The sequence below is a fragment of the Kordia periserrulae genome (assembly GCF_003054265.1).
GTDB lineage: Bacteria > Bacteroidota > Bacteroidia > Flavobacteriales > Flavobacteriaceae > Kordia > Kordia periserrulae.
Map to the genome: position 1 here is coordinate 479,053 of NZ_QBKT01000003.1, position 13,838 is coordinate 492,890.

Annotated in this window: 8 protein-coding genes; all 8 read left to right on the top strand. The window is 34.4% G+C overall.

The genetic code is table 11. The features are described 5' to 3' along the window. Window positions 1-3 precede the first annotated feature (3 nt). The 8 genes from C8N46_RS21060 (at window position 4) to C8N46_RS09010 (ending at window position 13,775) form a co-directional block, all read left to right on the top strand. A complete protein-coding gene (locus C8N46_RS21060) occupies window positions 4-237 on the top strand; it encodes a F0F1 ATP synthase subunit delta (RefSeq protein WP_108114539.1) in 234 nt (77 codons plus the stop codon). Continuing rightward, window positions 234-1,955 carry a Calx-beta domain-containing protein gene (locus C8N46_RS08980; RefSeq protein WP_158269114.1) on the top strand — a complete coding sequence of 574 codons (1,722 nt, stop codon included), beginning with the start codon at window positions 234-236 and terminating at the stop codon, window positions 1,953-1,955. The genes C8N46_RS21060 and C8N46_RS08980 overlap by 4 nt, the downstream gene beginning before the upstream one ends. Before the next feature lie 28 nt (window positions 1,956-1,983). Then, window positions 1,984-2,340, top strand: a complete 357-nt coding sequence (locus tag C8N46_RS08985; RefSeq protein WP_146169777.1) for a hypothetical protein — start codon at window positions 1,984-1,986, stop codon at window positions 2,338-2,340. 40 nt (window positions 2,341-2,380) lie between these two features. Beyond that, window positions 2,381-4,222 carry a cellulase family glycosylhydrolase gene (locus C8N46_RS08990; protein WP_158269115.1) on the top strand — a complete coding sequence of 614 codons (1,842 nt, stop codon included), beginning with the start codon at window positions 2,381-2,383 and terminating at the stop codon, window positions 4,220-4,222. A 15-nt stretch (window positions 4,223-4,237) separates the two neighbouring features. Continuing rightward, a complete protein-coding gene (locus C8N46_RS08995; RefSeq protein ID WP_108114543.1) occupies window positions 4,238-5,479 on the top strand; it encodes a T9SS type A sorting domain-containing protein in 1,242 nt (413 codons plus the stop codon). Window positions 5,480-5,562: 83 nt separating this feature from the next. Continuing rightward, a complete protein-coding gene (locus C8N46_RS09000) occupies window positions 5,563-7,152 on the top strand; it encodes a solute:sodium symporter family transporter (protein ID WP_108114544.1) in 1,590 nt (529 codons plus the stop codon). A 21-nt stretch (window positions 7,153-7,173) separates the two neighbouring features. Beyond that, entirely contained in the window at window positions 7,174-8,970 is a 1,797-nt protein-coding gene (locus C8N46_RS09005) for a T9SS type A sorting domain-containing protein (protein ID WP_158269116.1), read from the top strand. Between the two features lie 1,304 nt (window positions 8,971-10,274). Next, on the top strand, window positions 10,275-13,775 hold the full coding sequence (locus tag C8N46_RS09010; RefSeq protein ID WP_108114546.1) for a hypothetical protein: 3,501 nt from the start codon (window positions 10,275-10,277) through the stop codon (window positions 13,773-13,775). Window positions 13,776-13,838: the final 63 nt, after the last annotated feature.

Genomic DNA, 13,838 nt, shown 5'->3' on the forward strand with positions numbered 1-13,838 from the left:
CATTTGTTTTTTGGAAAATCTATTAAGAAAAATTTCAAAAAAAAGATACCTGCAAAAATAATTACATCGTTTTCGGAACTTTTTGAGAATTTCATAAAAAACATGCTTGAAAACCGTCAAATACTTAATTTTAGGGCGATTATACACGAATATCAAACGCTATCTGACAATAAACGAACCTATAAAAACATTTTTTTAATCAATTTTACACCATGCAAATTAACCAGCAGATTATGAAATCTATCAAATTATATATGGTATTTTTTTGTATCCTCATTATTTTTTCATGTAATGAAGATGACGAAGATTTTTCAGGAACAGGAACGGCAAACTTTTCAATAACAAGTCTTCAAGAAGTTGAAAACGCAACAAGCGCATTAGCTATAAATATTGGTATTGATAATTTTAACCATGCAGGAGGAACAATTTCTGTCGCTATTTCAGGTGCGACTTACGGAACCGATTACGAAACAAGTGCTGGAAGTGATACATTTACATTAGATGTCGCTCAAGGCGGATTGATAACGAGTTTTTCTATTCAACCAATTGACAACGACGCAATAGAAGCGAACAAACAATTAACCATTACACTAACGGACGCAACAGGCGCATTGACAATTGGTGACAATGCTACGCTTACATTTACAATTTTAGAAGATGACGATCCGTTGGTAGCTGCTGTCGCTTTTGAAAGTGCAACGTTGGCAATTCAAGAAAATGCAACTTCAGCAACTACGATAAACATTCCTTTTGATCAAGAAACTACCAATGGCGGAACAATAACTATTGAAACTACAGGTGATGCTGTATTGGGAACTGATTACACAATTGTTGGACAAACAGCGACTACATTTACACTTACAGTTCCTGCGAATGCTACCACAGCAAGTTTTGACATACAAGCCATTGATAATACCGTTTTTGAAGCAGACAAATCCATTATTTTTACAGTTACTGAAGTTTCAGGCGGACTTAGCATCGGAACCATTCCCCAACTCACTGTAAGCATTGAAAATGACGATTCCCCTCCCAATCCCCTAATTGATTTTGATGCTTCAAATACAACTTCCTACAACGAAGATGCTGGAACGATTACAGTAAACTTTACACTTAGCGGTACAACCACAGCAGCTGCGACGATACAATTGACCACTTCTGGAACAACAGATGCGAGCGATTTTAATTTTGGCGGAAGCACAGCAAATCCATACAGTTTTACCATTCCTGCGGGAAGTAGCACAGGAAGTGTGGCAATCACTATTACAGATGATGCTACTGTAGAAATGGACGAGATACTGACGCTAGAAATTACAAATGTTTCTGGTGGATTGGACGCTGGTGTCAATCTGCAACAGCAAACAATCACGATTACAGATAACGATGCAGTTGCTTTCAATTATGTGGAAGATTTTGAATCAGGAACAGATTTGGCGACTCTTGGTTTTGAAAATATTTTGAACGGACAAACCGTTGATCCTACAAGAGTCATAAGTTTGATTACCTCTAACGGAAATTTTTCAGACGTGAATAATGTAAACGGTACGTCAGATAACGGACTCAATATGTTTTACAATGCGGGAAGCGGAACAACAGTCACAGAATTGCTTGACAATGTATTGGTATCTCCAATCATGAATGCGTCAGGAAATATGGAAGTTATCATTGATAACAGTTACGCTTTTCTTAATCAAAACTCAGCAACAGTAACGTATTATTGGTCACAAACCTACAATGGTTCAGGAACATTTATAGCATCTGAATGGAACGTGATGGGAACTGAAACGGCAGCAAACATGAATGGCGAAGGATTTGGAAACAATACGTACAAACAACAACAATTCAACATCAGTCCAACAGGAAACTTTTACATCGCAATTCGAGTTTCGCAAACAATAGATGGAGCAAATTACAGAACCCGATGGCGTTTTGATAACCTAAAAGTCAACTCTCTTTAAAAACAAGCATTACTTAACACACTTACTTATGAAAAAACTACTCTTCATTTGCCTTTTCGTATTAGGCTTCGCAACGACAGCTGTTGCACAGAATAAAAAAATGATCGCGAAAGCAGAAAAAAAGATTGAGAAAATCAATACGCAAATTACAAGCGTTGACAGTTCGTTAGCACTTTCTGACGCACAAAAAGAGCAAATCACTGCGATTGAGATTAAAACGGCAAAAGCAATTAAAGCTTTGCGTAAAGAGATTAGCGATAAAGATGAATTAAAAGAAAAAGTAAAAGAACTGAACAAAGAAGCAGGGAAAGAAATTTCTAAAAATGTGTTGACCAAAAAACAACGAAAAGCAAGAAGTACTTATCGCAAACAAAATAAAAACTAATACGTAGCACTTTAAAATGTACTTTAATCGTTACATATATATGCTTTTTTTGCTACTTCCTGTAGGCATTCTTGCGCAAGCGACACCACAGCAAATGGTGGCTCGTATGGACAGAGGAATCAATTTAGGAAATGTGCTCAGTGCACCGTATGAAGGAAACTGGGCGCCAGCAGTAGAAGAAAGCTATTTTGATGATGTTGCCGCCGTGGGCTTTAAAACGGTTCGTATTCCGATTCGTTTTGACAATCAAACGACAACCTTAGCAAGTGTAACGTATACAGATGTTAATACAGGAAACTACATAGGTTCTGCTAATGATTATGCTGTAAATACAACCTACTTAGACCGAATTGAAGAAGTAGTTGACTGGGCGCTAGACAGAGGTTTGATAGCCATTATAGATGTACATGGCGATCATTGGTTTTGGGAAAGTTACGATGCGTCTAGTTCGCATTACAAAACAGGAAACGACCGTTTGGCGGCAGAAGATCGCTTTCGAGCAATTTGGCGTGATATTTCGGTGCGTTTTCAAAACAAGTCAGAAAATCTCCTTTTTGAGATAATGAACGAAGCCTACTTTAGCATGTCTGCCACAGAGGTCGATGTTGTCAATGCCGATATCCTTTCTATCATACGTAATACTAATACCACCCGAAATGTAATCGTGAATGGTGGCGGATTGAACTCGTGGCAGGCTCCTTTGCAAATGTCAAGTACATTTCTAAACAGTGACAATTATTTAATTGCAACTTTTCATTATTACAAACCGTTCAACTTTACAAGTTCTTCTAAACCGCAACACAACAACTTTTCTTGGGGAACTACGTCGGATAAAAGTACTGTCGACACACATTTTGACAATGTACAAACGTGGTCGCAAGCCAACAACATTCCTGTATTATTAGGCGAATTTGGTGCTGATAATGAAGGCGGATACGATTATTACAATCAAACGTATGGAGCCTATGGCGGACCTGATAATGCTTCGCGAGTAGCCTATCATGAATATTTGGCTGAAGCAGCTATCAATAGAGGTTTTGCTTTTACGGTGTGGGATGCGGGAGAAAAATCGAACAAAACTATTTACAAAGCTACCAACAGAAATTGGGTGACAGATGTTAGAAACGCCGTGTTGGGAATTGATTGTTTGACTTCTGGAATTATCTCCAATGCTGATATTGAATGTGGCTATAACAACGATTGGAGTCTTTGGACAGATACTGCGGTAACTGCCACTATTGCGAATGCCAGTGCTTCTGAAAACTATAACAATAGTACCTCTTTAAAAGTAGCCGTTTCGACTGCTGGAAGCGGATTTGGAAAAGCTGTCATAAGGAATCAAACAGTAACAGATGCTTCTTTGATAGGAAAAACATTCGTGTTTTCATGCAGAGCAAAGGCAAATACAACGACGCAACAATTCAAAATGCGTGTCAAAGCTACGGTGAATGGAAGTTCACAACTAACGGCCTCTAGTACGTATGATTTATCATCAACAGATTATGAAAACTTTGAGTTTTCCTATACAGTTCCTGCAAATACAACAACGTTGCAATTTCAAGTGTTGGTTGGGAAACAGACAGGCGATTATTTCTTTGATGATTTTCAAGTATCAGAAGCAATTCCAGAAGTATTATCTATTCAAGAGGAATCAACAGAAAATACGTTGGTCATTTACCCAAATCCTACGCGCGACTTTATACACATACAAACCACAAAACAAATCTTACAATACGAATTATACACCTTTGAAGGAAAAATGCTGCTGACAACGAACACAGCACCTTTGCAAATATCCAATTACACCAATGGCTTATACATACTGAAAGTGTTATTTTCAGATCGTTCGAGCCAATATCAAAAAATAATCATCAAAAAATAACTAAGCACAATCATTATGAAAAAAATTACATTATTTTTAATTTTATTACCATTTTTTGCGTTTTCGCAAAACATCGTATATAACTTTAACACTACAGGCGATGTAGAAGGATTTACCCAAGGAGGAATTGGTTCTTTTGACGTTCCAGCGCCTGGCGGTTCATTAGAATGTTCAGGTTGGACAGGAGGATTTCAACAAGTGCGCTCTCCAGAAGGTTTAAATCTCGTGGAAGCTGATTATGCTATTTTACGTATTGTGGTTGAAAATGCCACTAATAACGATATTTGGCAAGTAATCAATTACGATACTGCAGATCAAAATGCAGGGCAAGGAGAAAAGTTAGATTTTACCATGCCTATTGTAACTGCGGGAAGCGGTTTTACAACGTTTGACTTGGCTATTCCTGTAAATCCTGATAATGGAGGAACGTTAGATAGGGTAGGAATTAGAGCAAAACAAGGAAATACATTTGGTTTGACCGGAACCTTAAAAATTGATCAATTTATGATTGTAAATACGATTGTTGAAGATATGTGGGTTGCCAATCCTAATTTTGAAACTTCTTCTGACTGGTCAGCATCTGGAGGAGAAACAACAGCTTCTTTTTCTACGATGAGTCCGCAAGAAGGTTCGCAATCGGGCGTATTGACTTTTACAGCAGATCAAACATCCAATCAATTTTTAGAAAACACCATTTATGATTTTGGTATGGAAGTAAATCCAGAAGAAATTAACAGTACATTTTGGGTACGTTCTAGCAGAGCTGGAATACAGGTGCAAATAACGTATGATATATTTGATGCTGCAGGAACGAAGATTACAGGAAATAATACGGGTGCTTATACAATCACAGCAGCTGACACTTGGGAAGAAGTGACTACTAATAAAGTGATCAATGACCCATTTCACCAAATACAATATCGTTTAAAAGTACGCTCACAGTCTAATGCTTTAACAGGTGATGTGGTAATGTTTGATAATGTAACAGCAAGCTTTACCTATGCAACACTAAGCAACGAATCTTTTGAAACTACACCAAACTTTACGATGTATCCAAATCCTGTTAAGAATGAATTATTCATTAATAGTGAAAATGACATCCAAAAGGTTGAAATATTCAACATTACAGGACAACGTATACTTGAAGCGAATAACAGTAAAAGAATCAATACATCAAGCTTGCGTAATGGAATTTACATGGTGAAATTGACAAGTGAAAACGGTGGAGTTTCCGTGAAAAAGCTCATTAAAAATTGATTACCTGATAGTTAATTGCCCTTCATAGCAGAGATTTTTAGTATTGGGTCTCTGCTATTTTTTTAATCCTAAATCTTATTTACATGCTTGGTATACTCTCTTTTATTGGTTTTACCGCTTTAGTAGCTATTATTTCGTATCTAGCAACGCGTTCTACAGATGAAAATTCTGCCGATGGTTATTTTTTGGGCGGAAGAAGTCTCACAGGAATCGTTATTGCAGGTTCTTTACTGTTGACAAATCTTTCCACAGAACAAATAGTTGGACTCAACGGATCTGCCTATAAAGAAGGAATTTTAGTCATGGCGTGGGAAACTTTAGCAGCCATTGCCATGGTGATTACTGCCATATTTTTATTACCACGGTATTTAAAAGGCGGAATTGCTACGATTCCTACCTTTTTAGAAAGACGCTATAACAAAACCACCAAAGCATTAACTTCAGGATTATTTTTAACAGGATACGTAGTGGTTTTATTGCCAATCGTATTGTATTCAGGAGCATTAGCCATTAACAGTATGTTTGATGTGCCAGAAATGTTAGGAGTCTCAAAAACTGTTGCCTTGTGGTCTACTGTTTTCTTTATCGGAATTGTAGGTTCTATATATGCAATTTTTGGAGGATTAAAAGCGGTAGCGGTTTCAGACACTATCAATGCCGTTGGTTTGCTCATTGGCGGATTGATGATTCCGTATTTTGGATTGTGCTACATTGGCGATGGAAGTCTGTCGGAAGGAATTTCAACCTTAATGACTGCAAACCCTGAAAAGTTTGATGCTATCGGAAATTCTGAATCGTCCATACCCTTTGCGACAATTTTTACAGGAATGATGTTGGTGCAGCTATTTTATTGGGGAACCAACCAAGCCATCATTCAGCGTGCGTTGGGAGCCAAAAACTTAAAAGAAGGACAAAAAGGACTGATCTTCGCTTCATTTATCAAAATATTAGGTCCATTAATCGTCGTTATTCCAGGGATTATTGCGTATCACATCTTTCAAGGAAACCTGCCAAATGCAGATGAAGCCTATCCAGAATTGGTAGCAAAAGTATTGCCAGTATCGCTAGTTGGCTTCTTTGCCGCCGTATTATTTGGCGCAATTTTGAGTTCGTTCAACAGTGCATTAAACAGTTCGGTAACCCTTTTTGGGGTAGATATTTACAAAGAATTCATCAACAAAAAAGCTACCGAAAAACAAATTGTCAACGCAGGGAAATATTTTGGAATCTTACTCGCAATCTTAGCAATGGTGGTAGCACCTTTCATAGCATACGCACCAGATGGATTGTTTGGCTATTTACAAGAAGTAAACGGTTGTTACAGCATTCCTATCCTAACAATTATTATTGTGGGATATCTTACCAAACGTGTGCCGGCAAAAGCGGCAAATATTGCTATCGTTTCAGGTGCAGTTTTGTATATCATCAGTCAATTTGTGTTGGAACCTTATGTATTTGGTAAAGACAACTATCCACATTTCTTGCATATCATGGCAATCTTATTTGTTTTGAATATTTTAATCATGTTAATCATAGGTAAAATGGAACCGAGAGAAGAATCATACGAACAAAAATTTACGCAAGAAGTAGACATTACACCATGGCAGTACGCTAAGATTTTTGGTGTAGCAATTATTTTTATCGTAATTACCACTTTTATTTATTTTTCATAACAAAATAAAAAGATGATGAAGATGAAATTATCATTCCTACTATTTTTTCTATGTTTCTTGAATGGTTTCGCGCAGACAAACTACTACGTAGATCAACAAAATGGCAACAATACAAATGACGGCTTATCTCCTGTAACAGCCTTTAAAACAATAAATTCTACCCTAACCGGATTACTGACTGGTGGCGATACACTTTTTATTATGGGTGAATATACAAATGCCAGTTATGATGAAAGTTATGTGTACAATATGCCAAACGATGCACATTTGTGGCATTCGGAAAATACGATTAGAATCAATAATTTACATGGAACACCACCACAAAATGGACAAGCTGCCAAATACATTACTATCAAAGGATATGATAGCAATACTATTTTAAAAGGCGACGGAAGTAATATTTTTAGAATATTAAATTCTAGCTACGTCATTATTGAAGAGCTCACAATCGAAGGAAATATCAATATTCCATTAGCTACTGCAAATGCCATACAATTTGTCTACATAGACACAAACACGGTTGCGAACGAAAATGCGCCACTCATCACAGATATCAAATACAGAGACCAAGACTGTGTGAGTAACTGTACGCCCAACGCAGTAGTAGATGGCGAAATCTATTCTGATTTAAGCGGAATGAATATTAAAAGACCTTCGTATGTAGATACGAGAGGTTTGTACGCTAGTAAAGTAGAAAATATCATCATTCGGAACAATACAATTCGTTATATGCCTGGTGGCGGATTGCGTGTTTCTGACTGTGAAGACATTGACATCATTGAAAATGAAATTAGCTATTGTTCTAGGCGTTCCTACTCAGGAACACACGGTTTAGTAATAACCAAAGCCACCAGTACAAGAACTGGAGATGACTACAGAATTCGAATTTTACGAAATAAAGTGCATCACAATTTTAACGAACAATACTCTTGGGCACCTACTAAAACGGTCATTACACCTCATATTGACGAAGGCAAAGGAATTTCGCTGCAGCGCAATCAAACTACATATAACACTGACGGTTCTATCGATGTCAATTGGGAAAATGGACGAATTTTGGTGCAAAACAACATCTGTTATTACAACGGCTTTAGTGGTGTGCACAGCAATGACGGAAACCGCATCGACATTATCAATAATACCTGTTATTTCAATTCGTACACAAAATCTATTACAGAAGGAATCACGTCTAGCAGTAACGGCGGAAATATTGGTATCAGTGCCAATGGAGGCGTAGATATCAAAATTTTAAACAACATTAGTATCATTGATTCCAATTTGAGTAAATCTGCGATTGCATCTCCTATCGCTGCTGCAGATGGTTTGGTTGTACGCGATAATATTATTTATGGAACGGAAGGCGCTATTAGCGAAAACGCAAATGTTGCTTCCTTACAAGTCAACACGCAAATGGTTGATCCGTTGTTTGTAGATGCCGCTAATTTCGATTTTAATTTACAAGCAACTTCACCAGCTATTGATCCTACAACAGCATTACAAGACGCTCCAACCGTTGATTTCTTCAACAATACAAGAGACAGTAATCCAGATATTGGTGCCATTGAATATGCGTCAACATTAAGTATAAAAGATGAGTCATTCACTTCGATTAAAATCTACCCAAATCCGGCAACTCATCAAATTACAATTGAAGGCATTGAACTAGATACTTCCAAAGTAAGACTATATAATTCTTTAGGTCAAGAACTGCATAATTTTAAATTCACGTCAAGTAGAATCATGAACATAAGCACTTTACCAACAGGAATTTACTTTTTAAAACTATCGGGCACTGTTCGAAAGATTCTCAAAAAGTAATTCTAGCAAAATATTTTAACAAGAAGTTATAAAAATCAAATTCGTCAAAAATCATGAATAGTTAAGAGTAACAAATCGACAAATTCACAAAAAACAAAAAACAAACAACAAACAACAAACAACAAATAACACGCAGTTGGTTAAATTTTGCGCACCTGATTTTCAGTTGTTTATGAAATAAGGAGTTCGAAAAAGGGTCGATTTCTATGCTTTTCGGTACTCTGAAACGGTACTCTTTTAATGCTTTAAAATTACTATTTTTTCTATTGTGAAGCGCCTAATCCAAACATGAGAAGAGTTGTTGTAAGGAAACTGCTTTTTTGTTGGTTTATTAAAAAAAATAAATACAGGGAACTTCATCAATATATACAATGGTAATTGCTTAGTCAATACTGTCAATAGAAACTTCAATATTTATGGGAATAAATTGATCTGAATTATGCTCAAAACGGGGCTTTATGCCCGATTGATATAATTTGTTCTTATGACGATAATGATTCAACAAATATTGAAAGGTATGATACTTGATATCTTCCCGCTCACAAAAATCTTTTTGGTTGATATCTTCTATATACATCTGGTAAATCGAAGAAAACATTCGTTGCTATGTCTTTGTTTTTTCATCTAGCTAAAATACACTAGCAAATATTGTACTTGTAATACGTAGTTTGTCAAAGGCTGACTATTCAAATATCAATATTATCTTTTTTTATAACTGATTAGATTCACAAAGTCCTGAAAAATAACATTATATAGGTATTTACTTTTTTTAAAGTAGCTTAATACATTAATTTATAATATATATTCCTACAAGTTTATTATTTTTTTCTTATATTCGTTTTAACATTAATTAAAACCACTTATTATGAAAAGTAATTTCAGATTGAGAAAAGTACCTATTCCTATGTTTTAACTAAAATTCAAAAAGTAAAAGCATTTGTTTTAATGATATAAATAGCCTAAAAATCATTTTTACTTATTACAGGACTTTTATGTGTTTACTTAATTCAACAACTCCCTCATGAGCATCAGATTTTTTGATGTTTCTAAATTTCCCTTTTGATTGATACTTATTGATGTGTGTCTGATTCCTAATTATACATACTATCAAGTTTAACTCACGTACTACAATTGTATCGCTATTGAAACAGTAGTGTTTTAATTGTATGCTTTTGTGGGAAGTAATACTGTATGTAGATTTTGATATACAGTTGAATATTTATAATCGAGCGAATAATTACTATTAGTTTTTAATATAGGTAATTAATTAGCCTAAGTTAAAATATAATTGAAAATAATAATTTATGGCGATAAATAATTATAATCCTAAATCTCATTTTTTTGTAGATCATTCTGTAATTAAAGATACAGTGGATGATACTACACCAGAAAATATAGCAATAAAAACATCGGATTCTTTTGGTCCAGTTAAAGGGGATGAAAGTAATAAGTATAGAACGACATCTGTAATTAGAACAATTACTCCAACAACAGTTTCTAAAGTTTTCGCTATTTGTAATGGGCACATACTTATTCAGCCTCAAATAGGCGATGATACTAAAGTCAATTTTATTCTGAAACCATCTGAGACATATGCTCCTTTCAAAATAAAATATTTTATATATAGAGGAGTAAATAAAGGGGATTTAATAAATAATAATATTTTACAAGCAGTTAACGATAGTGATCCGAATCAACCTTTGTTTTTAAAGAAAATTTGGCAACAATTTATAGATTTTAATCAGCCATTATATGACGCAGGAATTATTGATACACCTCCTGAAACATTTCCTTCTTTTTTAATTGGGTATGGAGCAGATAATCAAACTGATGATACATTAATTAGTTCAATATTTTTTAATGTTGAAAATAATATTGACTTTTTTCAACTTCCAAAATGTAACAAAGGTGAATATTTAGGAAATTTTACTGGAGAAATAGGTTTAGATATTGTTCTAGATTATGGTGACTATGAATTAGATTATGAAGAACAGTTATTTAAACTAGATTTAGAGTATGCCAGAAAAAAACAGCATATTTTTGATATAACTACAGTCACAGGAGCAGTAAAACAAAAGCGATATAGAGAACATATACATCAGTTTATTGACGCTGCCGCTTTTTGGGGTTCACATATTGATGCTGGTGAAATCACTTTATTTAATGACGCTGTTCCCAAAACTAATGTTGATGATATTTATGGTAGTATTGTTAGTAAATATCAAACTAAAAGCAAGCTCTATCTTTACATTCAGGGTGAAAGAGGAAGGTCTTATAACTATCATTCCAATAGCGGACAGGTCTCTTTAGATATACAAGGCACAAGCCCCTCTACTTTGGTTGACTATAAAACTGATGATTGGCCAATTTTGATTAAAACTATTTCACCAAATCCTACTGAAATAAAAGAATTCCAATTTAGTTTTCATTATAATATTGATGCTTCAATTCATTACACAGATATTTATTTGTCTGCATTTTGTTCATTCCCTAATTGGGGGTCAGAAAATTTCATAACAACTAATCAACTTTTAATAACAACTAATCCATTTCCAGGATCACCTAATCATGTTAGACCACATATTCCTACTCGTAGTGGGCAAAGCAAATTAATTCAAAAAATACCAGCCAAGAGCATTGGTGTTTCAGGAAATTTCAATTTAGTTTCTAATTTATTGTCAATTGTAGTAAACGAAAATCAGCCAGTTAATTTTTTAAATTTTTATGATGATTTATGGCAAACGAATATCAAAGAGGTTTTCACTTTACCTGTAGGAGCTAGTAATTTATGCCATTGGTCTAGTCAGATACAGAATAAAAGCGTCGAATTAAGTGGAATTAACATTAAGGATGTAACTGTTAACACAAGAATGATAGTTGATTTAGGGAAGAATTCTGCTGGAACAATTGAGGAAAGAAAGCTTTACCAAATTATATATAATAATGTTACTGACGAAAATAAAGATTTCCATACACAAAGAGGCTTAAATTCTGCATTTGAAAAAAATCTTCAAAAAAGCAATTATGGTTCAGTTTTCTTTGACAGCCCTAATTGTAGAATATACAAAGGTACTTTAGATGATGGAGGTACTATTATAGATACTCTTCATTTAGTTAACGAAGATCACTATAATAATAAAAGAAAGATTATACAGTTAGGTGTTCTCTCCAAAGAATATAATAAATTAGTATATGATAGCGAGACTATTCCAGATACTTCAGCATCTGGATATATACCATTTATTAATGACCCTGCAAATGTTTACTTTCATTTAGAAGAGGATACATCCGTCCCAACCTCTAAAATATATAGAAAGTTTAAATTAGGTTTAAAATATGAGGATAGCACAGGGACTTTAGCAACTAAATTCCCAACTACGGATATTTTTGTTTATACCGTAGATGATTTCACTTTTTTTTCCGAAAAATATGCTATGTATCAAGAATTCTATGAAGAAGTACCTAAAGCTAAAGTTCAATTCAAGCTAAAATCTTCTTATTCTGGAGAATTTGGCTTTGATTGGATGAGAATTGGAGATACTTTCGCTGATGGCGATATTGATTATTCTAATCATGTTGGTAAGCTATATAGCGATCCCGCGCATACGAGTGTGGTATTAAGTAGAAATAGTTACTCGGGGCATTTTAAAATTCACAATGAGCTCTATAAAAAACTAGAATTTGAATACAACCCTTACCCTATTCAATTTGAAAATAACAACGATATTGAAAAATACTTTGTGCCATTGCTTACAATTTACCCTCCATATATTTCTCCAACTCCACCTATTCCTGACTTAGATAGACAAGCAATTTTTACGGCTCCTTATGATGATGATGTTAATCGGGTAGCTGAATTAAGATTAAGAATAAATATTAGAGAAGAACCTGATATATTAGAATTTGAATATGACTCTTCTTTATTAAATGTTTCTCCTTTGGTTATTAATAAGAATACTGGAAACAGGTGGATAAACATAACTATTACTTCTTTAAGAGAGTTTAGTATCGAGCAACTAATTAAGGTTGTTGCTTATTATACTGATTCTTCAGGTGTTTTAGATACAATGGGCAAAATTGTTGGTCTTTTAAGAGTAAAGCCTAATAGTAAAGCATTAAGGGCTTCTAAAAGAGTTGTTATAATTCCAGTAAAGACTCATATTAATGGGAGTGCATCAAAAAGCCTTACTAATACTGAGCTTGAAGATGAAGCATTAGTGTTAAAGAAGTTTTTAAGGCAAATTTTGATTACGCCAATTATAGAAACATTTGAGTTAGATCTATCAAGTAATGCAACTTTTAATTCTGATTATATTACAAATCATAACGGACAAAATAAGATTATCAGAGAGGATCTTAGCAACCCTGCATTACCAACAGGTAAATTACAAGATTTTTTAATTGCTCAAAATGTTCCAGGTACAGCGAATACTATTGCAAATGAGTACCCTCCTAATGATTATTTTAAACTATTCTATTTTAAAGAAAGTGGAGGGAAAATTGATTCTGGAGGTAATTATATAGGTTTAAATGGTTTCACAGATCCAAAATCACATGTTCTATCTACTATTAATTTTGTAACAGCTAATGAAGTAACACCTGTTCATGAATTTTTACATACGGCAAATGTTGAACATAGTTTTACAGCTTATGAAGCTTCAAAATATGCAAAGTTTACTTTTGAGCCAAAACTAACTGAAAATATTCTAGACTATTCACACGGTAGTCCATCTTATTTTGACAGAATAAGCTTATGGGATTGGCAAGGAAGAATAGCTTTTAGCGCATCGGATGTAGAGCCTTAAAATAATGAAAATGAAATATACATATATAATAACCATAATTATAACGATTTTTAGTTGTAAATC